The organism is Dermabacter sp. HFH0086 (genome assembly GCF_000413375.1).
In the GTDB taxonomy this organism is placed as follows: Bacteria; Actinomycetota; Actinomycetes; order Actinomycetales; family Dermabacteraceae; genus Dermabacter; species Dermabacter hominis.
Window position 1 is genome coordinate 1,917,608 of the sequence record NZ_KE340308.1, and the last position, 23,920, is coordinate 1,941,527.

The following is a 23,920-nucleotide window of genomic DNA, read 5'->3' on the forward strand; positions in this document are numbered from 1 at the left end:
CGATGATCTAGCGTGGCTCGCGGCCGTGATCCGATCCAAACGGGCGGGTTAATGGTGCGGCATCGCGATCGCGGGCGACGAGTGAGTCACCTGCCATTCAAACCCCCATAACCCCTATGCAATTCAGAAGTGGGGACGGAAATGGGGTTTAGTGCGCAGCCTCCAGCCAGGAGTGCCCAACGCCCACCGAAACGTCCATGGGCACGGAAAGCTCATAGGCTCCCTCCATGCCCTCGCGCACGACGTCACGCACGAGGTCGATTTCGCCGGGAGCGACATCGACGATGAGCTCATCGTGAACCTGGAGCACGAGACGCGAGGCGGCGCCGGTCTTCTTCAGCGCATGGTCAACGCGCAGCATCGCGAGTTTGATGATGTCGGCGGCGCTGCCCTGAATCGGCGAGTTGAGCGCCACACGCTCCGCATTTTCCCGCCGCTGTCGGCTATCGCTCGTGAGTTCGGGAAGGTAGCGGCGGCGCCCAAGAAGAGTTTCCGTGTAGCCGAGTGAACGTGCTCTCTCGACGCTTTCATGCAGGTAGTCCTGGACGCCCCCGAAGCGTTCAAAGTACTGTGCGCGAAGCGCTTGCGCTTCGCTTTGCGGAATGTGGAGCTGGCGAGCGAGACCAAAAGCGGAAAGACCGTAGGCGAGGCCGTAGCTGATCGCCTTCGTTTTCGAACGTTCTTCGCTCGTCACCTGATCGACCGGGATGCCGAACACTTGCGAGGCGACGAAGCTGTGGAGGTCTTCGCCGTCACGGAAAGCCTGGATGAGCCCCTCGTCGCCGGACAGGTGCGCCATGATGCGCATCTCGATCTGGGAATAGTCCGCGGTAAGAAGCGACTCGAAGCCTTCGCTCGCGTGGAAGGCGCCGCGGATTTGGCGGCCGGCCTCGGTGCGCGCCGGAATGTTCTGCAGGTTCGGGTTGGACGAGGCAAGGCGCCCGGTGGCCGCGACATTCTGCGAAAGGGTCGTGTGGATACGACCCTCCTCGCTCACGGATTTGCGCAGCGTTTCGATGATCTGGCGCAATTTCGTGACGTCGCGGTGTTCGAGGAGCGCCTGCACGAAGGGGTGGCCAGTCTTCGCGTAAAGATCCGTGAGGGACTCGGCGTCGGTCGAATGTCCCGTCTTAGTTTTGCGGGTCGGCGGCATCCCGAGCCGGTCAAACAGCACGGTTTGAAGCTGCTTCGGTGAGCCGAGATTGATCTCCTCGCCACCGATTTCCGCGAAGGCCCGAGTTGCGACCTCAGACTGCCGTTCGGCATGCATCGAGTCGAGCCGGTCAAGCTCGGAAGCGTCGACGGCGATGCCCGACTCTTCCATTTGCGTCAGCACACGCGCAAGCGGGAGTTCGAGATCATCGTGAATGGCACGGGTCTCGTGTGCATCCATGTCTTTCACGAGGATAGGGGTCAGACGGTACTCCGCCCTCGCGCGATCCAAAAGATCCTCGTGCAGCGCCTGCGCGGTGGGCTTCTTGTCGAGCTTCGGGAATTCCTCGTGAAGGTGGCGCATCGCGAGGCCGGCGACATCTGCGGGACGCTGCCCAGGCCTGCACAGGAACTCCGCGAGGGAGAGATCAACATCGAGGCCGCGAATGTCGAAGCCCGCACCGTTAAGAATATGCGCGAGCTCCTTGGAGTCGAGCGTCCATTTCGGGATGACCGAGTTTCGCAGCCATCGGTCGAGCTCACGGCGGTCCTGTTCGTTCATGCGCGAGGAATTGATGTCGAGGCTTGCGCTGCCGGTGGCAATCACCAGGCCGCGAAACTCCGCCTCCCCCATCGCCCAGGCGCCGTCGGCCTCAAGAGCGCCTCCCAAAGCGGCATGCTCCGCAAGGAGCGCGCCAAGCTGCCCGGCCTCCGGCTCAATCACGGGAAGGGTGGGGTTGGCGACGATAGACTCGGCTTCCTCGGCCCCGCTGTCCCCGGCGGGGAGGAGGCCTGCGGGAATGTCCCGACGGATTCCCGGCCCAAAGGCGAGCTCATCAAAGCGCGCGTTGATGGCGACCCGGTCCCCGCGTCCAAGGAGATAAGCGTCGAAGTCCTTCGGCAGGTCAAGGTCACGCACGGCTTCGTTCATGCGGCGATTGCGCACCACGTCCTCGACGTGATCGCGAAGCGACTGCCCCGCCTTGCCTTTAATCTCGTCGCGGTGCTCAAGGATGCCGTCGAGTGTGCCGTACAGTCCAAGCCACTTCGCGGCGGTTTTGGGTCCCACGCCGGGAACGCCCGGAAGATTATCGGCGCTCTCCCCCACCAGAGCCGCGAGATCCGGATACAGGCTCGGGGAAACGAGGTACTTCTCTTCGACAGCCTCGGGAGTCATGCGGCGAAGCTCCGTGACGCCCTTCACGGGCTGCAAAAGCGTAATCGTCTCATCAACGAGCTGGATCGCGTCGCGATCACTCGTGACGAGCAGAGGCTGCACCCCGGCGTCTTTCGCGTACGTCGCGATTGTCGCGACGATGTCATCTGCCTCGTAATCTTCGACGCTGAAATGCGCGATGCCCATAGCCTCGAGCACCTGCTGAATAAGGGCGACCTGTCCCTTGAACGCCTCGGGAGTGGCCTCACGGCCGCCCTTGTACTCGCTGTAAATACGATCGCGGAAGGTGCCGCCTGGCAGATCGAACGCGACCGCCATGTGAGTGGGCTTCTCGTTCTTCACGATGTTGAAGATCATCCGGCAGAAACCGTACACCGAGTTCGTCGCCTGCCCCGCGCTGTTCACGAACGACTCCGGTGGCAGGGCAAAGAAGGCACGGAAGGCCATCGCATGGCCATCGATCACAACGATGCGCCTCTCAGGGGCGTTTTCGATCTCGCTCATGCCTCAAGTGTGTCACGCTAGGCGAATGGACACGAATGCACGCGCAGCTAGCGCGACACAGGATGCACTCACACGCGTACGCGAGGAGCTCAAGGGAACACTGTGCGAGCGCATGGGAATGGACGTGCTCTCACTGACCGCGAGCACAGCACACCTCAGTATGCCGGTTGCTCCAAATCGCCAGCCCCAAGGGTTCCTCCACGGAGGCGCGAGTATCGCGCTCGCGGAAACCGCCGTCTCACTCGCCGCACGCACCCACGCGGAATGTCTTTACGGCGAGGGCGCAGGCGCCGTCGGACTCTCCTTCACCGCAACGCACCACGCGCCCGCTCGCGAAGGCTTCGTTCACGTGACCGCTCACGCACAGCACCTGGGCCGCACTCACGCGAGTTATCTCGCCGAGATACGACACGAGGACGGCACTCTCGTGAGCACCGTCCTCGGATCCGCGCGGCTCTTTTCACCGCGAGACGAGAGTCCTGCGCGTTAGTCCTTATGCGGGCCGAGCTGGTCGATGACAGCGTCGGCAACCTCGCGCATCGTCAGACGGCGATCCATCGACGTCTTCTGGATCCAGCGGAAGGCATCCGGCTCGCTCAGGTTCATGTTCGTCTGCAAGAGCCCCTTCGCACGGTCCACGCGCTTGCGGGTCTCGAAGCGTTCCTCAAGATCGCGAATCTCCTCGTTGAGCGAGGTGATCTGCTGGTAACGCGACAGTGCGATCTCGATAGCCGGCAGAAGATCATTAGGCGTGAAGGGCTTGACGACAAACGCCATCGCGCCCGCATCCCGCGCGCGCTCCACGATTTCCTGCTGCGAGAACGCCGTCAGCATGACGACGGGGGCAAGATGCTCCTTGCCGATTGCCTCCGCTGCGGAGACGCCGTCCATCTGCGGCATTTTGACGTCCATGACCACAATATCGGGCCGAAGCTCACGGACCTTCTCCACCGCGCTCGCACCATCGCCAACGGCGGCAATGACCTCGTAGCCCGCTTCGGTGAGGGTCTCGACGATATCCATGCGAATGAGGCTCTCATCCTCAGCCACAACAGCCGTGCGCGCCACGAGACCGGAATCCTGGCCCCTTTCAGCGGTCTCTTCCACAGCTTCGTTCTCGTTCATGGCATCCAATCTTTCGCCTGTGTCTTCGTGGTTGTGCGGCAAGCGCACTCCATATCCATAGTGCAGCACATCGGCTTCCAAAGCGGCATTTGTCGCTCCCCTGAACGATATTACTCACGTACACCGGGCAAGGAACGGCTCGTGCCAGTTAGGCAAGCGCGAACTCGTTGGTTATTCTATAGGGCGTGCCTCAAGACTGGCACATGGCCGGGTTGGCGGAATTGGTAGACGCGGCGCACTCAAAATGCGTTGTCTTCGGACGTACGGGTTCGAGTCCCGTACCCGGTACAGAACAAGGGTGGGGAGCAGCGTGCTCCCCACCCTTTCTATGCGCAGCTACGTGAGGCTCAGGCCTCCGGAATAGCCTTGCCCTTCGCAATGCTGTCGGCTTCAACGCGCGCGGCCTCGGTGCCGTCAAGGTCACCGATACGGTGGACGCGCAGCGTGTTGGTCGAGCCATGAACACCCGGGGGCGAGCCTGCAGCGATGATCACGAGATCGCCGGGCTGCAGCCCCTTCTTCTCACGCAGCAGCTCGTCGACTACCTTCACCATCTGATCGGTGTCGGTCTGCATGTCAACGAGGTGCGCCTCGATGCCCCAGCTAAGGGCGAGCTGATGCTGAACCTTTTCGTACGGAGTGAGGGCGAGAAGGGGAATAGTGGGACGCAGTCGCGAAAGACGGCGAGCGGTGTCACCCGACTCGGTGAAGGTCACGAGATACTGCGCCGAGAGCTGATCGCCGATCTCCGCCGCTGCACGCGTGATCGCGCCACCGCGAGTATGCGGGATGGTGCCGAGCTCAGAGATGCGGTCCGCACCGTTTTCCTCGGTGTTCGTGACGATGCGCGCCATGGTGCGCACAGCCTCAAACGGGAATGCGCCGACGGAGGTCTCGCCCGAAAGCATGACGGCGTCTGCACCGTCGAGGATGGCATTCGCACAGTCGGAAGCTTCGGCGCGAGTGGGGCGCGGGTTCGTAATCATCGACTCGAGCACCTGGGTCGCAACGATGACGGGCTTAGCGTTGCGGCGGGCGAGCTCGATCGTGCGCTTCTGGACGAGCGGGACCTGCTCGAGAGGAAGCTCAACGCCGAGGTCGCCGCGGGCCACCATGATGCCGTCGAACGCGCCGACGATACCGCGCAGAGCACGCACCGCCTGCGGCTTCTCGATCTTGGCGACCACGGGGAGACGAATGCCTTCCTCGTCCATCACGCGGTGAACATCTTCAATGTCGTGCGCGTCGCGCACGAAGCTCAGTGCGATGAGGTCGGCGCCAAGGTGGAGACCCCAGCGGAGGTCGGCAATGTCCTTCTCACTCATCGCGGGAACTGAAACAGCAACGCCGGGAAGGTTGATGCCCTTGTTGTTCGACACGGGGCCGGGAACCTCGACGACGGTCTTGACGTCGGTGTCGGTCACCTCGACGACGCGAACGCCGACCTTGCCGTCGTCAATGAGAAGCGTGTCGCCGGGGCGGCAGTCGCCAGGCAGTCCCTTAAAGGTCGTGCTCACACGGTCCTTCGTGCCGACGATGTCGTCGGTCGTGATGGTGAAGATGTCGCCGACCGCGAGATCGTGGGGGCCGTCCTCGAACTTGCCAAGGCGGATCTTAGGGCCCTGGAGGTCCACGAGAACTGCGACGTTCTTACCGAGATCCTCGGAAGCCTTGCGGATATTGGCGTACACAGCCTCGTGGTCCGCGTAGGTGCCGTGGCTGAGGTTCATGCGGGCGACGTTCATGCCCGACTCGATAAGCGTGCGGATCTGCTCATACGAATTCGTTGCAGGTCCCAATGTGCACACAATTTTTGCTTTACGCATGTCTACCCATCTGTAGCTTTGAAAGGCGGGACCCACGCGCTGTGTGTGCTCGGGAGCGAGCGCACAGGGGCGCGGGTCGCATCGCCGAGATCCACATCTCACCCTACAATTAAGTAATCGGGACCACTCCCAGATTCAGCCTTATTTCGCGGGGTTTTTGAGATTTTCTCCCTGGTCATGCGGGACAGCCACCGTCTCACTACCCGCGCGCCCTTCCGGCCGCGGCAGCGGATCGCCGTTAATCGTGTCGTAAGCACTGCGCGCCTCGCCCTTCTTGCGCGCACGGACCGTGAGCCACGCAAACACGCCGATCGCCACGAGACCCGTGATGATGTAAATGACCATGTGGATTCGCAAGCCAAAAACCATGGTTGAGGGTTCCGTGCGCATCGTTTCCATGAGGGTCCGGCCCGCAGAGTACGCGATGATGTACATGAGGAATATGCGCCCGCCAGCGATGGCGAACCGTTTCGCGAGAAGCAGCACCACGACGCAGGCGGCGATATTCCACAGCCCCTCGTAGAGGAAGGTCGGCTGATAGGTTCCGGGCACACAGCCAACGATCGTTTTGCCGTTGGTTTCACACGTAATCTCCAGAGCCCACGGCAGCGTGCTTGGCTCGCCGTGAAGTTCCTGATTAGCCCAATTTCCAAGCCTCCCAATGGCTTGCGCGACGAAAAGAGTAGGCGCGATCGAATCAGCCAGGGCGAGGAACTGCACGCCTTTGCGCCGAGTCATGACGAACGCCGCAAGGCCTCCTCCCGCGACCGCGCCCCAAATGCCGAGGCCACCTTCCCACATGCGAAGCGCACTCAGCGGATCCTTGCCGGGACCGAAGTAGTCCGGGATATTGACGCCCACGTGGTACATGCGCGCACCGATGATCCCCACGATGATCGTCACGAAGACGATGTCGAAGTAGTCGTCACGGTCACCATCGCGAGCGATCCAGCGCTGCAGCGACCACCAGTAGGCGATAGCGATGCCGGTCAGAATGAATAGTGCGTAAAAATGGATTGTGACCGGGCCGATGCTGAACGAGCTAACGGGCGGACTCGGAATAGTCGCTGAGATCATGCGCGCGCCTCCTCAATTCCGGAACGGAGTTCAATTGCGAGAGCTTCGAGAGAACGGAGCCCCTCCGACGGTGTCTGCGCTTCGAGGAGCCTTCGTACGAAAGCGCTTCCCACGATCACGCCGTCGGCATAGGTGCCCACTTCCGCGGCCTGTTCCCCGTTTGACACACCGAGACCAACGCACACCCGTTCGGCGCCAGCGCGCCGCGTGCGATCCACGAGGGTGTGCGCGGCATCGCCGACGCTCGAGCGAAGGCCCGTGACGCCCATCGTCGAGGCGGCGTAGACGAAGCCCGTGCTCGACTCGGTCACGAGGCGCAATCGCTCCTCGGGCGAGCTAGGTGCGGCGAGGAAAATGCGCTCAACGTTTCTCGTGCCAGAGGCCTCGATCCAGTCACCGCCGGAATCGGGCGTGAGGTCCGGTGTGATGACCCCAGCGCCACCCGCTGCGGCGAGGTCGCGCGCAAAAGCGTCGAGCCCGTACTTGAGGATGGGGTTGTAATAACTCATGACAAGAAGCGCGGCATCGAGATCGCTCACCGCATCGATCGCCGTCATCACATGCGCGGGGCGCGTACCGTGCGAAAGAGCTCGATCCGCCGCTTCCTGGATCACGGGGCCATCCATAACGGGGTCCGTGTAGGGGATCCCAAACTCGATTGCATCGACGCCCGAGCCGACAAGGGCGCGAACGGCTTCGATGCACCCGTCGAAGGTGGGAAAGCCCACGGGAAGGTAGGCCACGAGTGCGGCGCGCCCCTCCCCCTTGGCTCGGTCAATGACCTCTGCTGAAAGATGCCGCATGTCAGTTTCCTCCCTCACGCGCAAGCGCCGTGCGGATCTTCTCTTTGATGTCGTTGATGTCTGCGCGCTTGTCGTTACCGATGAGCCCGAACCAGGTTGAGGCTGTCGTGACGTCCTTGTCACCACGGCCCGAAAGGTTCGCAACGATGACCGCACCTTCGCCGAGCTCGCGCCCGAGGGCGAGGGCACCGGCGAGGGCATGGGCGGATTCAAGTGCGGGCATGATGCCTTCGGTCATCGACAGCAACGCGAAGGCTTCCATGGCTTCGTTGTCGTTGATCGCCCGGTATTCGGCGCGTCCCGTATCGGCTAGATAGGCATGTTCGGGGCCGACGCTCGGGTAGTCGAGACCCGCGCTCACGGAGTGCGATTCGATCGTTTGGCCGTCCTCGTCTTGCATCACGTAGGAGCAGGCGCCGTGCAAAACACCGGGGCTGCCCGCGGTGATCGTTGCCGAGTGCTTGCCGGATGCGATACCGGAGCCCCCGGCCTCGCATCCCACGATTCGCACCGATGCGTCCTCGAGGAAGGCGTGAAATAGCCCCATGGCATTTGAGCCTCCGCCCACGCACGCAACAATCGCGTCGGGAAGGCGGCCCGCTTGCGCGAGGACCTGTTCGCGAGCTTCTCGACCGATCATGGCGTGGAACTCGCGCACCATGGTCGGGTAGGGGTGAGGCCCCGTCACCGTGCCGAGCAGGTAATGGGTGGATTCCACGTTGGTAACCCAGTCGCGAAAGGCCTCGTTAATCGCATCCTTGAGAGTGCGAGAGCCGTGAGTGACGGGAATGACTTCTGCCCCGAGCAGACGCATACGCGCGACGTTGAGGGCCTGGCGTTCAGTATCGACCTCACCCATGTAGATCCGGCAATCAAGCCCCAACAGTGCCGCTGCCGTCGCCGTCGCAACTCCGTGCTGGCCGGCCCCGGTCTCGGCGATCACGCGGGTCTTTCCCATACGTTTCGTGAGAAGCGCTTGCGCAAGCACATTGTTGATTTTGTGGCTTCCCGTGTGATTGAGATCCTCTCGCTTGAGGAAAATCCGGGCGCCGCCGGCAACGGCAGAAAATCGAGGAACTTCCGTGAGGAGCGAGGGACGGCCCGTGTATTCGCGGTTGAGCCGTTCGAGCTCGCTCGAGAAGGACGGGTCAGCTTTGGCCTCGTGCCACGCCTGTGTCAGTTCGTCGAGAGCGGGAACGAGCGCCTCGGGCAGAAACCTCCCGCCGAAATCGCCAAAGTCAGGTCCGTCCTGTGGGACAAAGGCATCTGTCACTTTCCACTCCTCTTGTTCCAACGTGCGCGTATCAGCGCCCTGCTCGGCGCTGCCGCTCAACACTGCAAAAGTCGCGCGCCGCCTTCGTGGGATCCGCGTGCCGCACGAGTGCCTCACCGACGAGAACGGCATCAGCTCCGGCACGTGCATAGGCCTCAACGTCGCGGATAGTTGCCACGGCCGACTCCCCCACGGCAAGGCGGTCGGAGGGCACCGACTCGAGCAGCGCACACGCATAGTGAAGGTCGACGTCGAGAGTCTTAAGATTGCGCGCATTCACACCGATGAGCTCAGCGTCGCTTGCGAGGGCCCGCTCGAGCTCTTCCGGCGTATGCGTTTCGACGAGAACCCGCATACCGAGAGACCTCGCGAGCGAGTACATATCGTCAAGTTGGGCGTCACACAGCGCCGCCACGATCAACAACACGACATCGGCGCCATGCGCTCGCGCTTCGAAAATCTGATAGTCCTCGACCATAAAGTCCTTGCGCAGCACGGGGACGCTTACGCGCTCACGAACAGCGTCGAGGTCACGGAGCGAACCCGAGAAGCGGCGCTCCTCGGTCAGTACGCTGATCGCCGTGGCACCGCCATCTTCATACGCGGTCGCGAGGTGAGCAGGATCGGGGATATCCGCAAGAGATCCTTTCGAGGGCGATGACCGCTTAACCTCGGCGAACAGACCGAGCGTCTCACGCTCGCGCAGGCGCTCAACGACGTCGAGAGCAGGCTTCGCCTCCCGAGCGAGACGCTCGACTTCGGCCCCGCTAACGTCGGACTTTCGCCGCCCCACATCCGCACGTACCCCCGCGATGATTTCCTCAAGAACGCTCAAGCGCCGCACTCCTCTTCGTACTCTCCCCCGCCTTCACAGCACAACGCCCTGCACGAAGAGCAAGTCCTTCGTACAGGGCGTTGAGCGGACACGTCAGCGCTTAGCTTTCTGGCCGAAACCCGCGGCTCGCAGGACGAAGCCTACGACGAGCGCGAGAAGAACCGACGCGAGACCAACGATAAGGAGGATGTTCTGGCTCGTGATCATTGCGAGGGCAATGAGCACCGAACCGAGGAGGACAAACGCCGAAAACACCCAGGCAGCCACGGTTTTGCCTTCGTTCTGCGGCGGGGCGGGGGGAACAAGATAAGTCTTCGGCATTCTTCACTCCGGTCGAAAGTAGTTCTGAAGCGTATGCGCGCACGGGCGCGTCAAACTGCGTCTTTCATTGTGCCATGTTTTAGCGCAAGCGTCCTCGCACCTTCACACTCCGCGCTGCTCGTCGCTCGGGTCCTCACCAAGACTGAGCATGTCCCACGCTTCCGCATCGGTGTGCGGCACCTCGCCGGCGCCTTCTCCGGATCGCGTAGCGGTATGGCGCGTATAGCGAGTGCGTGATGCTCCTTCCTCGCGCATACGTGTGTTCATCGTCAATCGAGCTCCGACGAGCGCAATCAGAACGCCTGACACGATCGACAGCCACACGGGCCACGATGCCGAAACAGTGACGGGTGCATTCACCACACCGGTGGCTTCGAGTGCTGCGCTCGCGACCGCGTGTGCCGGATCAAGGGCAACCAGCACACCTCCCACGACAATCCCCACACCGGCCAGGGTGGACACAATCGCGCACGCGAGGGCAAGGCCGCGCCTCGACAGTGCAAGGGCGCCCGCCGCAGCAACCGCCACGAGAGCGCACGCGAGCGAAAGTGGGGAAGCCTTCGCCCCCGCAATGCTGAGTTCAGACACGTTACCGGCAAGGCCCACGACCTCGCCCTCAACCCACGTTGGTTGGGTGAGTACGGCACCCACACCCCCTGCGACGACGAGCGCGAGAATGAGCGGGGTGCGCGGAGAGGAAGCATCCGATGATCGACCAGCCATCATTGTTCCCTCAGCGTCTCGGCACTCGCCACAGCGCGTTGAGCAGCAGCAGCCTTGGACAGCGATTCACGATGTTCCATCGTGGGGATCGAATCAGCGACGACACCACCCCCGGCTTGAACGTGCGCACGGCCGTCTTTCATGACGGCTGTTCGGATTGCGATCGCCATGTCGAGGTCGCCAGCGAAATCGAGGTAGCCGACGGTGCCGCCATAGATCCCCCGCGACACGGGCTCAAGCTCATCGATGAGTTGCATCGCGCGCGGCTTGGGTGCACCCGTGAGCGTGCCGGCCGGAAAGGTTGCCGCGAGAGCGTCAAAGGCGCTCAAGCCTTCTTTGAGCGTTCCCGTAACCGTCGAAATCACGTGCATGATGTGGGAATACTTCACGACGCTCATGAAATCTCGCACGATCACGCTTCCCGGCTCGCAGACCTTCTGCAGGTCGTTACGGCCGAGATCGACAAGCATGAGGTGCTCGGATCGATCTTTCGGATCGGCGAGGAGCTCGCCTTTTATCCTCTCATCCTCTTCAGTGTTAGTCCCACGCGGGCGCGAACCCGCGATCGGGTGCGTGCTCGCGTGGCGGCCGCGCACAGTGACGAGTGTTTCGGGACTCGCTCCCACCACATCGATCGATTTGCCATCTCCATCGTGAGCGCGCACGAGAAACATGTACGGCGAAGGGTTGAGCCTGCGCAGCACGCGGTAGACGTCGAGGGGGTCGGCGCTCGTTGCCTGCGTGTGTCGCTGCGACGGCACGACCTGGAAGATTTCACCGTCGATGATGTTCTGGATCGCCGTCTCAACTGACGCTTCAAAATCCGTCTGGTTCGTGCGAGCGGTACTCGACGGCCGCTGCACGGCAGAATAGACGACGGGGTTCGTCTCGACGTGCGTGCGAAGCGAATCGCGCATCGTGTCGATTCTGGCGAGGGCATCCTCGTAGGCTGCCTCTGCGCCGCTGTCTGCACCGTTGAGGTTGAGCGCGTTTGCCACGAGCAGAACCGTCGCGTCGCGGTGGTCGTACACGGCAACGTCTTGTGCAAGGAGCATGCATAGCTCGGGCGTACCGATCTCGTCTACGGGCTTGTGCGGGAGATTCTCGAAGCGCCGCACAGCGTCATAGCTTACGAAGCCCACAAGCCCGCCCGTAAACGGTGGTAGATGCGCCATCCGCGCGGATTTGAACTCAGCGGCGGTAGCCCTGAGCGCCTCGAGCGGGTCGCCCGATGTGGGAACCGAGGCCGGGACATCGCCAAACCAGCGCGCGTTGCCGTCTTTCTCGGTGAGAGAGGCGCGAGCGTTTACCCCAATGATGGACCAGCGGGAATCCTCCCCCTGGCCTGCGGACTCAAGAAGGAAACTGCCCGCGGGGCCCGACGGTGCCGTGAGCTTTCTGTACAGAGAGATCGGAGTGTCCTGGTCGGCCAAAAGCCGAATCACGACGGGCACGATGCGCTGTGTACGCGCGAGATCGAGGAAGGTTTTTCGGTCCGGCCAAATCTCGCCAAGCGTCTCGCCCTCGAGACCCTGAACAGTTTCGGGGTAAATATCGCGCTCGAACACGCGCCCTCCTTTCCTCATTGCTTAGCGAAACGATCGCGCAGATCGGCGCGTCATAGAGCGCGGGTGAGCTCTTCAGTTCTGTTGGTCTTTTCCCACTCAAATTCCGCAAGGGGACGGCCGAAGTGGCCAAAAACCGACGTTTTGCGGTAGATGGGTCGCAGAAGATCGAGCTCCTCAACGATTGCCTGCGGGCGCAGGTCGAAGACCTTTTCGATAGCCCGGGCAAGTTGATGCTCGGGAACCTTGCCCGTTCCAAACGTTTCAACGTAAAGGCCCACGGGGGCAGCGCGACCAATCGCGTAGGCAACCTGAATCTCGCACCGCTCGGCTAGACCCGCTGCAACCACGTTCTTGGCGACCCAACGCAGGGCGTAGGCGGCGCTACGGTCGACCTTCGACGGGTCCTTACCCGAAAAAGCGCCGCCGCCGTGACGCGCCATCCCGCCGTAGGTATCCACGATGATCTTTCTACCCGTGAGTCCGGCATCGCCTTTCGGGCCGCCGACGACGAAACGTCCCGTTGGGTTGATGTGACGCTTGACCCCTGTAATGTCCAGTCCAAGCTCGGCGAGTTCCTCGAGAACAGGCTGGATCACCACACGGGAGATCGCCTCGGTGAGTTGCCCCGCAACATCGACGTCCTCGGCATGTTGACTCGATACGACGACCGCATTCACGCTGCGCGCGACAAAATCGTCGTCATATCCGATCGTCACTTGCGATTTGCCGTCGGGGCGCAGATACGGGAGTACGCCGTCTCGGCGTGCGTTCGACAGGTTTTGCGCGAGCTTATGCGCCGCGTAGATCGGCAGCGGCATGAGTTCCTTCGTGTCAGCGCACGCGTACCCGAACATGAGGCCCTGATCACCAGCGCCAAGTTGAAAACCCTGCTCGATGCTTCCGCCCTTGAACTCCTCGGAATTATCGACCCCGAGCGCAATATCGGCCGATTGCGAGCCGATCGACACCTCGATGCCGCACGAGTCCGCATCGAAGCCCTTCTCGGAGGAGTCGTAGCCGATCGACCTGATCACGTCACGAACGATCGAGTTGACGTCACTGTAGCCTTCGGTGCGCACCTCTCCGGCAACATGGACGAGGCCCGTCGTCACGAGAGTCTCGACTGCGACGCGAGAGTTGAGATCCTGCGCGATCATGTCGTCGAGAATTGCATCGGAAATCTGGTCGCAGATTTTGTCCGGGTGGCCTTCCGTAACCGATTCGGAAGTGAAGTACCGCAAATCATTGAGTGTCATGTGCTGCCTTATCTGCGAGAGGTGGTGACGGAATCAAAGGAGTCGCCCGAGGCTAGCTGCGCTCGCGCTTGAGGAGAGAGGCGACGTGGTCAAGCATTGCGTGGGAAACCTCGTCTTTCGTCCCGCGTGCGGCTCCGCGAATTTCACCAGCGGCATCAAGAAACGTCAATGCGTTCGTGTCGGCCCCGAAAGCGTTCTCACTGACATCGTTGAACGCGAGGAGGTCTGCGCCCTTGGCGCGGGCCTTCCTGGTCGCGTGCGCGAGGGCGCTCGAATGCTCATCCCCCGTCTCGGCAGCGAATCCGCAAATCACGAACGGACGCTCACCGGCCTGCCGGCGTTCGACGAGGCCGCGGAGAATATCCTCGGTCTCCATCAAGTGAAGGGTGAGGCCCGACTCGCCCGCTTTTTTCTTGATTTTGCTGCGCGATGGCTCAGGCGTGAAATCGGAAACGGCAGCGGCCATGATCAGCACATCCGCGCTGCTTTCACGCTCCCGTACCGCGGCCGCAAGCTCTTTCGCCGATTCCACCCGCACGACGTCTACGCCCGCGGGAGGTTCGATGTGTGAACCCGCCAGGACGAGGCTCACGCTCGCTCCTCGAACGTACGCCGCGCGCGCGAGCGCCGCCCCCTGTTTACCGCTCGAGTGATTGGTGAGCACGCGCACCGGATCAAGAGCCTCGCGCGTCCCCCCTGCGGTGATCACCACGTGCGTGCCTTCGAGGTCGCACGTGCGCGACCCTGCCGCGAGGACTGACTCAACATAGTGCACAATCACTTCGGGCTCGGGCAGTCGCCCTACACCGGTATCGGTTCCGGTGAGGCGCCCACTCGCAGGTTCAATCACGCGCACGCCACGTGATCGGAGCACGTCGACATTTTCGCGCGTTGCGGGATGCTCCCACATCTCCGTGTGCATCGCCGGGGCGAGGATGACGGGTGCTCGAGTGACGAGGAGCGTGGCTGTAAGGAGGTCGTCGGCCCTTCCCATACGTGCCCGGGCCATGAAATCTGCTGTTGCCGGGACCACGACGACGGCGTCGGCCTCCTGGCCGAGACGCACGTGGGCAACCGAGTCCACATCGTCGAAGACAGAGGTGCGCACGGGATTATGGCTAAGTGCTTCCCACGTCGAGATGCCAACGAACTCGAGCGAAGCCTTCGTCGGAACAACGCGCACATCGGCGCCCCGTTCGGTCAAGCCGCGCACCACGTGAGCTGCCTTATATGCAGCGATGCCCGCACACACTCCAACGATGACGCGAAGACCCTCGAGGGGACGCGGCGCCACAGAAGGAGGCGATGCGGGCATCGTCAAAGCTTCGATTTAGAGGTTGAAGTCGATCGGCACCTCGGGGGCGTCGTCCCCGAGCGTGAGCGGCTCGCGCGCGGGAGGCTTGGGAGCGTTCTCGTCGATCTCCTTGGCCTCGAGCAGACCTTCGTCGATCTCGCGAAGTGCGATCGAAAGAGACTTCTCCTGGGGCTCGGTGTCAACCAGAGGTCCGACATGCTCGAGGAGGCCGTCTTCGACCTGCGAGTAGTAAGCGTTGATCTGACGCGCACGCTTCGCCGAGTACAGCACGAGGGCGTACTTCGAATCAACGGACTCGAGCAGCCGATCGATGGGCGGGTTGGTAATGCCTTCGGGCTGGGCAACGGTTCCAGGCACGAAACGTCCCTTCCTAGTGTGAAGTCAGATATCGGCGCTCGCGCATGACGAGCGCGCAAGGTCCCATCCTACCGGAAATAGCGCCCTAGCGACGGCGAAGGTCGGTGATGTCATTCACGCGATAGCGAGCCCAGCTTCGCGTGCGAGCGCGTCGACGGCCTCATCGAGATCATCGTTCACGATCGTCACGTCAAACTCTTTTTCAGCGGCCATTTCCACCCGCGCGGTTTCAAGTCGCCGCTCCTGCTCTTCAGGGCTTTCTGTTCCCCGCCCAACGAGACGCTCAACAAGGACGTCCCAACTGGGCGGAGCCAAGAACACGAAGCGCGCATCCGGCATCGAGGAACGCACTTGGCGAGCCCCCTCAAGGTCGATCTCAAGGATGACCGCACACCCCTCGGCCCGGGCCGCTTCGACGGCGCTCCTCGGTGTTCCGTAACGATTGCGGCCGTGCACGAGGGCCCATTCGAGCATGTCGCCGTTATTCACGGCATCGTCGAACTGTTCGGGACTCCAGAAAAAATAGTGGATCCCGTCCACTTCGCCGGGGCGCGGATCACGCGTGGTCGCGGAGACCGATAGATAGACCTCGGGGTGTTTCTCGAGAAGTCTGCGCGTAACAGTGCCCTTGCCGACGGCGGTCGGACCGGCGACGACAACGACGCGCCCGCGGGGCACGTCGAGCGACTGCGCCGGGCTCACTCTGCGAAGTGCTGAATAAGCTTTTCCGCCTGATGGCGGCCGAGGCCCCGCATCTTGCGCGAGGGCGAGATGCCAATCTCGTCCATAATCTGCGCAGCCTTGACCTTGCCAATGCCCGGGAGGGATTCGAGCATCGCGGAAACCTTAAGGCGAGCAACAGCCTCGCTCGTCTTCGCTTCTTCGATAAGGTTCGCGATTTCCTCACCGCGGTTGCCGGTCGAGTTCTTGAGGCGGTTCTTCACCTGCGCACGCTCCTGGCGGAGCTGTGCAGCCTTCTCGAGTGCGGCCTTGCGCGCTTCGGGGGTCAAAGTGGGGAGAGCCACGTGTCTACCTCTTCAATCTATTCGTGGGATGGTACCCATTCTCATGAATCTTCATGACGAAGCCCCAGAGAATTTGCAAACACTCTTCCGCGTCGCGACTGGCACTCAACGAGCAAACCGCTCGGCTTGGAGCTACGTATAGAGTTACCCACCAAGTTGATAAAGTCTTGAAGAACGCTGAAAAACCGCGAAATCGTGACCTATTTGTCACCTTGAGCAGGCATATCGTGTGTTTTTTGCGTTCGGGACGGGATCAGCACCCGCCTGTTACTGATCTTTCAAGAACAATGGAGTCCGCGCCATCGCACTCCTCTAGCAACACGTTGACCCGCTCTCGCCGCGACGTCGGCAGATTCTTGCCGACGAAATCTGCGCGAATTGGCAGCTCCCTGTGGCCTCGATCGACCAAAATCGCCAGTCGAACAGCGGCCGGTCGACCGAGCGCGCTCAGGGCATCGAGCGCCGCGCGTACCGTACGACCTGAATAGAGCACATCGTCGACGAGAATAACCGTGCGGCCTTCGATCCCTCCCTCGGGAAGGCGCGTCTCTCGTTCCTCCCGCGCAGGCTTCGACGAGCGATCATCGCGAAAACGCGTGATGTCGAGCTCCCCCACGATGCTCGCGGGGTCGCGCTCGGTGTTGCCGGCACGCGCAATCGCCTCGGCGATGCGGTAGGCAAGGGGCACGCCACGGCTGTGAATCCCCATGAGCACGAAATCGTCGACACCTTTTTCACCTTCGACAATCTCGTAGCCGATCCGGGTCAACGCGCGGCGAATGTCGCCCGCCTTGAACACTTCCGTGCGGAGATCCTCAGCCATGGACGTCTCCCTTCTTAGCCCAGTAGATCCTTCGCGTCCGCGATTCGCTGGAGAAGCGCATTGACGAACGATGCCGAATCTTCCGTCGACAGCTCGGCGGCAACGCTCGTGTACTCCTTGAGCAGCACAGGAGCATCGACTCCGGTGCCGTGAAGAATCTCGGCCGCTCCCATACGCAAGATCGCTCGGTCGACAGCGGGCATGCGTTCGAGCGTCCACGCCTCCGAGTGCGAAGCAATCGTGTCGTCAATGTCAGCGGCGTGCGCGGCATACATAAGCGCAAAACGCTTCGCTGCCTCGGGCAGCGGGGTCTGCGCGGTTGAGGTGACGGTGCGCTGCTCGGCTAGTTCCTCGACACCCACCTGGCGGGCGTCGGCCTCAAACAACACGTCAATCGCGCGCACGCGCGCACGCGTCACTGCACCAAATTTATGCGTCCGCGACGGGAGGGTCTTGACGAGTTCAACTTCGTCCCCCTCGCGCCCCGGCAGCGGAAGATCCAGCGGATCGAACGGCATATCAGGCACGTCCGAGGTAGTCGCCGGTGCGGGTGTCGACCTTAACCTTGGTGTTCTGCTCGAGGAAGAGAGGCACCTGGATTTCGAGGCCGGTCTCGAGGGTTGCGGGCTTCGTGCCGCCCGAGCTGCGATCACCCTGGAGGCCGGGCTCGGTGTGGGTAATTTCGAGAACGACCGAGGCGGGAAGCTCAACGAAAAGTACCGTGCCCTCGTGGAATGCCACGACGGCGTCCTGGCCCTCGAGCATGTAGTCCTTGGCGTCGCCAACGATCTCCGCGGTCACGTTGGTCTGCTCCCAGGTCGTGGTGTCCATGAATACGAAGAGGTCGCCATCCATGTACGAGTACTGCATGTCGCGGCGGTCGATCGTTGCGGTCTCGACCTTGACGCCCGCATTGAAGGTTTTGTCAACGGTCTTGCCCGAGAGAACGTTCTTGAGCTTGGTGCGAACGAACGCCGGGCCCTTGCCGGGCTTCACGTGCTGGAATTCGACAACGCTCCACAGGCCGTTCTCGAGCTTCAGGACCATGCCGTTCTTCAGATCGTTAGTGCTTGCCATGATTCTCCGTTCGGGGTTGCATTTGCGCACGCGCCCCTTCGAGGACGCACACAATCCTTAATTTTAGCGCCCTTCGGGCGCGGGAAATTTCCGACGGTTGCCGGTTTCCCCTTGATCCTTCTCACGCGAGCGCGATGAGCTCCTCGTATTCGGCGTTCCAGAGGTCTTCGACAGCATCGGGCATCATCAGCACTCGTTCGGGATCGAGCGCCGCGACGGCACCCGGGTCGTGACTCACGAGCACGATCGCTCCCTCGAAGGCGCTGAGCGCACCGAGGATTTCTTCGCGGCTCGCCGGGTCGAGGTTGTTTGTGGGCTCGTCAAGGAGAAGAACGTTCGCGCTGGAGACGACAAGGGTCGCGAGCGCGAGACGGGTCTTTTCGCCACCCGAAAGAACGCCTGCGGACTTGTGCACGTCGTCGCCCTGGAAGAGGAATGAACCGAGGATCTTGCGCACCTCGACTTCGGGCAAGTCCCCCGCAGCGCGCTGCATGTTGTCGAGAACCGTGCGCTCAAGTTCGAGCGTGTCATGTTCCTGGGCAAAGTAGCCGAGTTTTAACCCGTGACCGGCAATGATCTCTCCGGTGTCCGGGGTTTCGACGCCCGCGAGCAGACGCAAAAGGGTCGTCTTACCCGCACCGTTGAGTCCGAGAACGACAACGCGCGAGCCACGATCGATCGCGAGATTCACGTCGGTAAAAATCTCGAGGCTCCCGTAGCTTTTCGAAAGCCCCTCTGCCCTGAGAGGGGTCTTGCCGCTCGGGGCCGGTTTCGGAAAGCGAAGCTTCGCGACGCGTTCAACCTGACGTTCCTCCTCAAGGGAGTCGAGAAGCTTTTCGGCGCGGCGGAGCATCTGCTGGGCAGCAACCGCTTTCGTCGCCTTCGCCCGCATTTTTTCGCCCTGGGCCTGAAGGGTTGCGGCCTTCTTTTCAGCGTTGGCACGCTCACGTTTACGACGCTTCTCGTCGTCCTCGCGCTGACGCAGGTAATTCTTCCAACCCATGTTGTAGACGTCGATGACCTGGCGATTTGCGTCGAGATAGAACACCTTATTGACGACGTGCTCAACGAGCTGGATGTCGTGGGAGATGATGATCATTCCGCCCGGGTACTGCATGAGGAACTCGCGAAGCCACACGATTGAGTCAGCATCGAGGTGGTTGGTCGGCTCATCGAGCACGAGTGTTTCCGCCTGCGAGAAAAGGATACGTGCGAGTTCGACGCGGCGACGCTGACCGCCAGAGAGCGTGCCGAGTTCGGCCTCGAGCAGGCGGTTATCGACCCCGAGGTTTGCCGCGAGTTGCTTTGCCTCCGCCTCGGCCGCGTAACCTCCCTGTGCTTCAAGTTCGTTGTTGAAGCGCACGTAGCGATCCATCGCCTTCTCGCGCTTTGTCTCACTGAGGCTCATATCGGCCATATCCCGCTCGCTTTGCGCGAGTTTTTCGAAAATGCGGGCGAGGTTTCGCGCTTCAAGAATGCGCGCGAGCACCTTTTGCTTCGGATCCCCCTCGGTTGTGTCCTGAGGGAGGAAGCCGATCTGCCCGCGGATATCGATCGAACCCGCCGCGGCTTCGCGCTCGCCCGCCAACGTGCGAGTGAGGGTCGTTTTACCGGCACCATTGCGGCCAACAAGCCCCACGCGGTCGCCTTTCGCGACCTGAAAGTCCACGCCGCTCATAAGCATGCGTGCACCCACGCGGATCTCGAGGTCATGAACCGTGATCATGGTGTCCTTTACAAACTGACGAAGAAGGGCTCGACCCCTGGGGGCCGCGCACAAGTCTAGTAATGCGTGGCCGATTCGGGCCCTGCAGCCGTCGGACTCCCCGCCCCGGGGTAGCGGATTGCACAAGCGCCCTGCACATCACGAACGTTTTGTGTAAGCCCCTTGAGCGAGAGCGTGGACTGCGTAAGCATGGAAGGAACGTGAATTCGGTGCGAAGGAGCGCCACGACGCAAAGGAGATGAACGTGAAAATCGGTATCGTGAGGGAAATCAAGAACAACGAATATCGTGTGGCGATGCACCACGCCGGCGTCGAGGAGCTGATCCGTTCCGGGCATGAGGTCGTTGTTGAGAAGGACGCGGGTGTCAACGCTGGTTTCACCAACACGGATTATGAGGGGGCCGGCGCACAGATCGCCGACACGGCCGAATCCGTCTGGGGCGAGGCCGATCTCCTCCTCAAGGTCAAGGAGCCTCTCGAGAGCGAGTACGGGTACCTCCGGGAGGATCAGATTCTCTTCACCTACCTCCATCTCGCGGCTTCACGCTCGCTCACGCAGGCACTCCTCGCTGCGAAAACTCCCGCGCTTGCCTACGAGATGGTGAAGGGTTCCGACGGTTCGCTTCCCCTCCTCGCACCCATGAGCATCATCGCCGGTCGGCTCTCCGCACAGGTCGCCGCCCATCAGCTCATGTCGCCGTTTGGCGGAACCGGTGTTCTCATGGGAGGCGCGCCCGGCACGGCGCGTGCCAAAGTTCTCGTCGTGGGTGGCGGCGTCGTCGGCGAGCAGGCTGCGATCGTCGCCGCTGGCATGGGCGCGAGCGTGACCGTGCTCGACATTAATTCCGCGCGGCTTGCCGATCTCGATCGCACGCATGGCACGCGTATCTCAACCGGATTCTCTAATGCGCAAGCCATCGATACCCTCGCGCGCGAAGCCGATGTCGTCGTTGGCTCTGTTCTCCTACCCGGACGAGCGGCCCCGAAGCTCATCAAACGTGAAACGATTGAGGCGATGCGACCCGGATCAATCGTCATCGATGTCGCAATCGACCAGGGCGGCTGTACCGAGGTCTCTCGCCCCACCACACACGATGACCCAACCTTCCGCGTGGGTAATGCGACGGTCTATTGCGTCGCAAACATGCCCGGTGCCGTTGCCCGCACTGCAAGCGTTGCCCTCGCGGGGGCCAGCCTTCCCTACGTGCGTGCTCTCGCAAACGGGTGTATTGAGGGGATCGCCGGCCACCCGGGCTTGCTTTCGGGATTCTCGACCTTCCGCGGCGAGCTACTTCATGAAGAAGTGGCTGAGGCACATGGTCTTCCTTATCGGAGCGCTCGAGATGTACTCGCACACGAGCGGTAACGCCGTGCACCCTCTGCAAAGGTCATCCCGCAGAGGGCGCCCAGCCGCTTGTTAAAAATGAGAGTGTGCGAGATATCCCAGGTGCGGACGGCCCTCAATGCTGCTTTCAGCTGGCCAAAGCTGAGATAATGCACCTATGTTGCGTAATTACCGATTCCCTCTCATCATCCTGGCGTGTGTCGTTCTCGGCGCGATCGCCGGACTTGTTTTCGGGCCCGACGCCGCGGTTGTGAAGCCCTTCGGCGTTGTGTTCGTGAACATGATGTTCACGCTCGTCGTGCCGCTCGTCTTCTTCTCAATCGCGTCCTCGGTCGCCGCCATGGATTCGGCCAAACGGCTTGGGAAAATCATGGGGTCGATGATGCTCGTGTTCATTTCCACGGGAATCGTCGCCGCGATCATCATGCTCACGGTACTGTGGATCTTCCGTTCAAGTGAGCCGCTCAACATCACACTCACCGATCCAGGGACCGTCGAAAAGCCCGAATCGATTGGTGATCAGATCGTGCAAACTCTCACCGTGAACGAGTTCGGCGAGCTCCTCTCCCCCTCCAACATGCTCGCGCTCATCATCTTTGCGGTACTCGTCGGGTTCGCCACGAGTGGCATTGGAAAAGCTGGCGACGCGTTCCGCGAGTTCCTCTCGTCCGCTAGCGCCGTATTCCTGAAGCTCGTCTCGCTCATCATGTACTACGCGCCGATCGGTCTTGGCGCTTACTTCGCCGCGCTCATCGGCGAACTTGGTCCGCAACTCGTGGGCGGGTACGTACGTGCATTCGTCATCTATTTCCCCGTCACCATCGTCTACTTCTGCGTCGCATTCACGCTCTACGCCTACATTGCGGGCGGCACCAAAGGCATCAAACGCTTTTGGAGCAACATCCTCGAGCCCACCGCGATCGCGCTTGGCACCGGTTCCTCCGTGGCGTGTCTCCCGGCGAACCTCAAGGCCGCGCAGCGCACAGGTGTGCCGCGGGACATTCGAGAAACGATCATCCCGATCGGCGCGACGATCCATATGGAAGGATCAGTCCTTTCCGCGATCCTCAAGATCTCGTTCCTCTTCACCCTGTTCCAACGCGATCTCTTCACGATCGAGAACCTTCTCATCGCCGTCGGCATCGCGCTCCTCAGCGGCATGGTGATGAGCGGCATCCCTTCGGGCGGCTTCGTCGGAGAACTCATGATTATTACTCTCTACGGTTTTCCCACCACTGCGCTGCCGGTCATTTCGATCATCGGGACAATCATCGACGCTCCCGCAACCACGATCAATGCGGTCGGCGACAACTCCTCCTCTATGCTCGTGGCCCGCATGATTGACGGCAAAGACTGGATGGATAAGGGCGATCGCGAACGCGCCGAAGACGAGGCCCTCGCGGCCGCACCACGTACCGCGTAGGCTTCATCACGCCTCACAAGGGCGGGGCCCGGTTCACCGTGAAGTGAGCCGGGCCCCGCCCTTTCCTAAGCCGCGCAGGTTAGAGGTTGAAGCCGATCGCGCGAAGCTGATCTTTGCCGTCCTCAGTAATGCGTTCCATGCCCCACGGCGGCATCCACACCCAGTTAATCCGGTGCGTCTCCGTAATCGGGTCGAGCGCAGCAAAAGTCTGCTCCTCGAGCACGTCTTGAAGCGGACACGCGGCACTCGTCAGGGTCATGTCGACAACGGCATTGCCGTTCTCGACGGTCACGCCATAGACGAGGCCGAGGTCAACGACGTTAATCCCGAGCTCGGGATCGATGACGTCCTTCAGTGCTTCGGTGACGTCCTGTACGCTGACGTCTTTCGATTCGGACATTGCTTAAGCCGTCCTTCCGGTGGTCGTGAGGCCTACGCCGTGAGGTAACGGTCGTAGCCCTCGGCCTCGAGGCGCTCGGCGAGCTCAGGGCCGCCTTCTTCCGCCACGCGACCATTCACAAAGACGTGCACGAAATCCGGCTTGATGTACTTGAGGATGCGCGTGTAGTGCGTGATGAGCATGACGCCGAGATCAGTCTCGTCCTTCACACGATTCACGCCCTCCGAAACGACGCGAAGAGCATCGACGTCAAGTCCGGAATCGGTCTCGTCGAGGATCGCGATCTTCGGGCGCAGCAGCTCCATCTGGAGAATCTCGTGACGCTTCTTCTCGCCTCCCGAGAACCCTTCGTTCACGTTACGCTGCGCAAAATGCGGGTCCATACGGAGCTTTTCCATCGCGGCGTTCACATCTTTGACCCACTCGCGCAGCTTCGGGGCCTCGCCCTCGACCGCCGTCTTAGCGGTGCGCAGGAAGTTCGAGACGGTCACGCCGGGAACCTCGACCGGGTACTGCATCGCGAGGAAGAGCCCGGCCTTTGCGCGCTCATCGACGCTCATCTCGAGAACGTCTTCGCCATCGAGGAGGACTTCACCCGAGGTGATTTCGTACTTGGGGTGACCGGCGAGCGAGTACGCGAGCGTGGACTTGCCCGAGCCATTCGGGCCCATGATCGCGTGAGTTTCACCGGAGCGGAGCGTGAGGTTCACGCCCTTGAGGATCTCCTTGGTGCCTTCGGGAGTTTCCACGGTTGCGTGGAGGTCCTTGATTTCAAGAACGGACATGGTG

General features: G+C 61.7%; 24 protein-coding genes and 1 tRNA gene. 4 read left to right on the top strand and 21 right to left on the bottom strand.

Going from position 1 to position 23,920, the window contains the following annotated elements; genetic code table 11:
• Positions 1-148: 148 nt before the first annotated feature.
• A complete protein-coding gene (polA, locus tag HMPREF1484_RS08455; protein ID WP_016664624.1) occupies positions 149-2,833 on the bottom strand; it encodes a DNA polymerase I in 2,685 nt (894 codons plus the stop codon).
• A gap of 25 nt (positions 2,834-2,858) precedes the next feature.
• Here polA and HMPREF1484_RS08460 point away from each other — a divergent pair, with 25 nt between their 5' ends.
• A complete protein-coding gene (locus tag HMPREF1484_RS08460) occupies positions 2,859-3,323 on the top strand; it encodes a PaaI family thioesterase (RefSeq protein WP_051120656.1) in 465 nt (154 codons plus the stop codon).
• Here the strand turns inward: HMPREF1484_RS08460 and HMPREF1484_RS08465 are convergent.
• Positions 3,320-3,958, bottom strand: a complete 639-nt coding sequence (locus tag HMPREF1484_RS08465) for an ANTAR domain-containing response regulator (protein ID WP_051120657.1) — start codon at positions 3,956-3,958, stop codon at positions 3,320-3,322. The two genes, HMPREF1484_RS08460 and HMPREF1484_RS08465, sit on opposite strands and share 4 nt — an antisense overlap.
• Before the next feature lie 206 nt (positions 3,959-4,164).
• Here HMPREF1484_RS08465 and HMPREF1484_RS08470 point away from each other — a divergent pair.
• Positions 4,165-4,246 (top strand) — tRNA-Leu (locus HMPREF1484_RS08470).
• A 59-nt stretch (positions 4,247-4,305) separates the two neighbouring features.
• Here the strand turns inward: HMPREF1484_RS08470 and pyk are convergent.
• The 17 genes from pyk to abc-f form a co-directional block, all read right to left on the bottom strand.
• The gene (gene pyk / locus HMPREF1484_RS08475) at positions 4,306-5,784 is read right to left on the bottom strand and encodes a pyruvate kinase (RefSeq protein WP_016664627.1); all 1,479 of its coding nucleotides are present in this window, start codon (positions 5,782-5,784) and stop codon (positions 4,306-4,308) included.
• 141 nt (positions 5,785-5,925) lie between these two features.
• Positions 5,926-6,861 (bottom strand): prolipoprotein diacylglyceryl transferase, encoded by a 936-nt coding sequence (gene lgt, locus HMPREF1484_RS08480; RefSeq protein ID WP_016664628.1) that lies wholly within the window; start codon positions 6,859-6,861, stop codon positions 5,926-5,928.
• On the bottom strand, positions 6,858-7,664 hold the full coding sequence (gene trpA / locus HMPREF1484_RS08485; protein WP_016664629.1) for a tryptophan synthase subunit alpha: 807 nt from the start codon (positions 7,662-7,664) through the stop codon (positions 6,858-6,860). The genes lgt and trpA overlap by 4 nt, the downstream gene beginning before the upstream one ends.
• A 1-nt stretch (position 7,665) precedes the next feature.
• Complete coding sequence (gene trpB, locus HMPREF1484_RS08490) at positions 7,666-8,937, bottom strand: tryptophan synthase subunit beta (protein WP_016664630.1); 1,272 nt, start codon at positions 8,935-8,937, stop codon at positions 7,666-7,668.
• Positions 8,938-8,968: 31 nt separating this feature from the next.
• Positions 8,969-9,772, bottom strand: a complete 804-nt coding sequence (gene trpC / locus HMPREF1484_RS08495; protein WP_016664631.1) for an indole-3-glycerol phosphate synthase TrpC — start codon at positions 9,770-9,772, stop codon at positions 8,969-8,971.
• A gap of 93 nt (positions 9,773-9,865) precedes the next feature.
• Positions 9,866-10,093 carry an HGxxPAAW family protein gene (locus HMPREF1484_RS08500; protein WP_016664632.1) on the bottom strand — a complete coding sequence of 76 codons (228 nt, stop codon included), beginning with the start codon at positions 10,091-10,093 and terminating at the stop codon, positions 9,866-9,868.
• A gap of 102 nt (positions 10,094-10,195) precedes the next feature.
• Positions 10,196-10,816: a Trp biosynthesis-associated membrane protein gene (locus HMPREF1484_RS08505; RefSeq protein WP_040386556.1), complete on the bottom strand. Its 621-nt coding sequence runs from the start codon at positions 10,814-10,816 to the stop codon at positions 10,196-10,198.
• Entirely contained in the window at positions 10,816-12,402 is a 1,587-nt protein-coding gene (locus tag HMPREF1484_RS08510; RefSeq protein ID WP_051120658.1) for an anthranilate synthase component I, read from the bottom strand. The genes HMPREF1484_RS08505 and HMPREF1484_RS08510 overlap by 1 nt, the downstream gene beginning before the upstream one ends.
• A 32-nt stretch (positions 12,403-12,434) precedes the next feature.
• A complete protein-coding gene (gene metK, locus HMPREF1484_RS08515) occupies positions 12,435-13,640 on the bottom strand; it encodes a methionine adenosyltransferase (RefSeq protein ID WP_016664635.1) in 1,206 nt (401 codons plus the stop codon).
• A 52-nt stretch (positions 13,641-13,692) separates the two neighbouring features.
• Positions 13,693-14,955, bottom strand: coding sequence for a bifunctional phosphopantothenoylcysteine decarboxylase/phosphopantothenate--cysteine ligase CoaBC (gene coaBC / locus HMPREF1484_RS08520; protein ID WP_016664636.1), 1,263 nt, complete (start codon positions 14,953-14,955; stop codon positions 13,693-13,695).
• A 15-nt stretch (positions 14,956-14,970) separates the two neighbouring features.
• On the bottom strand, positions 14,971-15,312 hold the full coding sequence (gene rpoZ / locus HMPREF1484_RS08525) for a DNA-directed RNA polymerase subunit omega (protein ID WP_016664637.1): 342 nt from the start codon (positions 15,310-15,312) through the stop codon (positions 14,971-14,973).
• A 114-nt stretch (positions 15,313-15,426) separates the two neighbouring features.
• Positions 15,427-16,014 carry a guanylate kinase gene (gene gmk, locus HMPREF1484_RS08530; protein ID WP_016664638.1) on the bottom strand — a complete coding sequence of 196 codons (588 nt, stop codon included), beginning with the start codon at positions 16,012-16,014 and terminating at the stop codon, positions 15,427-15,429.
• Positions 16,011-16,337: an integration host factor, actinobacterial type gene (mihF, locus tag HMPREF1484_RS08535; RefSeq protein WP_016664639.1), complete on the bottom strand. Its 327-nt coding sequence runs from the start codon at positions 16,335-16,337 to the stop codon at positions 16,011-16,013. The genes gmk and mihF overlap by 4 nt, the downstream gene beginning before the upstream one ends.
• 253 nt (positions 16,338-16,590) lie before the next feature.
• Positions 16,591-17,160, bottom strand: coding sequence for a bifunctional pyr operon transcriptional regulator/uracil phosphoribosyltransferase PyrR (gene pyrR / locus HMPREF1484_RS08540; RefSeq protein WP_016664640.1), 570 nt, complete (start codon positions 17,158-17,160; stop codon positions 16,591-16,593).
• A gap of 14 nt (positions 17,161-17,174) precedes the next feature.
• Positions 17,175-17,678 (bottom strand): transcription antitermination factor NusB, encoded by a 504-nt coding sequence (gene nusB / locus HMPREF1484_RS08545; RefSeq protein ID WP_016664641.1) that lies wholly within the window; start codon positions 17,676-17,678, stop codon positions 17,175-17,177.
• 1 nt (position 17,679) lies between these two features.
• Complete coding sequence (gene efp, locus HMPREF1484_RS08550) at positions 17,680-18,237, bottom strand: elongation factor P (protein WP_016664642.1); 558 nt, start codon at positions 18,235-18,237, stop codon at positions 17,680-17,682.
• A 121-nt stretch (positions 18,238-18,358) separates the two neighbouring features.
• Positions 18,359-19,963, bottom strand: a complete 1,605-nt coding sequence (gene abc-f, locus HMPREF1484_RS08555) for a ribosomal protection-like ABC-F family protein (RefSeq protein ID WP_016664643.1) — start codon at positions 19,961-19,963, stop codon at positions 18,359-18,361.
• A gap of 238 nt (positions 19,964-20,201) precedes the next feature.
• Between abc-f and ald the strand changes: the two genes are divergently transcribed.
• Together ald and HMPREF1484_RS08565 are read left to right on the top strand one after the other, a co-directional pair.
• A complete protein-coding gene (gene ald, locus HMPREF1484_RS08560; RefSeq protein ID WP_232049699.1) occupies positions 20,202-21,329 on the top strand; it encodes an alanine dehydrogenase in 1,128 nt (375 codons plus the stop codon).
• 136 nt (positions 21,330-21,465) lie between these two features.
• Positions 21,466-22,731, top strand: coding sequence for a dicarboxylate/amino acid:cation symporter (locus tag HMPREF1484_RS08565; RefSeq protein ID WP_016664645.1), 1,266 nt, complete (start codon positions 21,466-21,468; stop codon positions 22,729-22,731).
• 79 nt (positions 22,732-22,810) lie between these two features.
• Here HMPREF1484_RS08565 and HMPREF1484_RS08570 read toward each other — a convergent pair whose 3' ends face one another.
• Complete coding sequence (locus HMPREF1484_RS08570; protein ID WP_016664646.1) at positions 22,811-23,131, bottom strand: metal-sulfur cluster assembly factor; 321 nt, start codon at positions 23,129-23,131, stop codon at positions 22,811-22,813.
• A 32-nt stretch (positions 23,132-23,163) separates the two neighbouring features.
• Complete coding sequence (sufC, locus tag HMPREF1484_RS08575) at positions 23,164-23,916, bottom strand: Fe-S cluster assembly ATPase SufC (RefSeq protein ID WP_016664647.1); 753 nt, start codon at positions 23,914-23,916, stop codon at positions 23,164-23,166.
• Positions 23,917-23,920 lie beyond the last annotated feature (4 nt).

Excerpts from the sequence above, each read along its gene's own strand:
- polA (WP_016664624.1), bottom strand. The coding sequence starts at position 2,833 with ATGAGCGAGATCGAAAACGCCCCTGAGAGGCGCATCGTTGTGATCGAT.
- HMPREF1484_RS08460 (WP_051120656.1), top strand. The coding sequence starts at position 2,859 with ATGGACACGAATGCACGCGCAGCTAGCGCGACACAGGATGCACTCACA.
- HMPREF1484_RS08465 (WP_051120657.1), bottom strand. The coding sequence starts at position 3,958 with ATGAACGAGAACGAAGCTGTGGAAGAGACCGCTGAAAGGGGCCAGGAT.
- pyk (WP_016664627.1), bottom strand. The coding sequence starts at position 5,784 with ATGCGTAAAGCAAAAATTGTGTGCACATTGGGACCTGCAACGAATTCG.
- lgt (WP_016664628.1), bottom strand. The coding sequence starts at position 6,861 with ATGATCTCAGCGACTATTCCGAGTCCGCCCGTTAGCTCGTTCAGCATC.
- trpA (WP_016664629.1), bottom strand. The coding sequence starts at position 7,664 with ATGCGGCATCTTTCAGCAGAGGTCATTGACCGAGCCAAGGGGGAGGGG.
- HMPREF1484_RS08500 (WP_016664632.1), bottom strand. The coding sequence starts at position 10,093 with ATGCCGAAGACTTATCTTGTTCCCCCCGCCCCGCCGCAGAACGAAGGC.
- HMPREF1484_RS08505 (WP_040386556.1), bottom strand. The coding sequence starts at position 10,816 with ATGGCTGGTCGATCATCGGATGCTTCCTCTCCGCGCACCCCGCTCATT.
- HMPREF1484_RS08510 (WP_051120658.1), bottom strand. The coding sequence starts at position 12,402 with ATGAGGAAAGGAGGGCGCGTGTTCGAGCGCGATATTTACCCCGAAACT.
- metK (WP_016664635.1), bottom strand. The coding sequence starts at position 13,640 with ATGACACTCAATGATTTGCGGTACTTCACTTCCGAATCGGTTACGGAA.
- coaBC (WP_016664636.1), bottom strand. The coding sequence starts at position 14,955 with ATGCCCGCATCGCCTCCTTCTGTGGCGCCGCGTCCCCTCGAGGGTCTT.
- pyrR (WP_016664640.1), bottom strand. The coding sequence starts at position 17,160 with ATGGCTGAGGATCTCCGCACGGAAGTGTTCAAGGCGGGCGACATTCGC.
- nusB (WP_016664641.1), bottom strand. The coding sequence starts at position 17,678 with ATGCCGTTCGATCCGCTGGATCTTCCGCTGCCGGGGCGCGAGGGGGAC.
- efp (WP_016664642.1), bottom strand. The coding sequence starts at position 18,237 with ATGGCAAGCACTAACGATCTGAAGAACGGCATGGTCCTGAAGCTCGAG.
- abc-f (WP_016664643.1), bottom strand. The coding sequence starts at position 19,963 with ATGATCACGGTTCATGACCTCGAGATCCGCGTGGGTGCACGCATGCTT.
- ald (WP_232049699.1), top strand. The coding sequence starts at position 20,202 with ATGAACGTGAAAATCGGTATCGTGAGGGAAATCAAGAACAACGAATAT.
- HMPREF1484_RS08565 (WP_016664645.1), top strand. The coding sequence starts at position 21,466 with ATGTTGCGTAATTACCGATTCCCTCTCATCATCCTGGCGTGTGTCGTT.
- HMPREF1484_RS08570 (WP_016664646.1), bottom strand. The coding sequence starts at position 23,131 with ATGTCCGAATCGAAAGACGTCAGCGTACAGGACGTCACCGAAGCACTG.
- sufC (WP_016664647.1), bottom strand. The coding sequence starts at position 23,916 with ATGTCCGTTCTTGAAATCAAGGACCTCCACGCAACCGTGGAAACTCCC.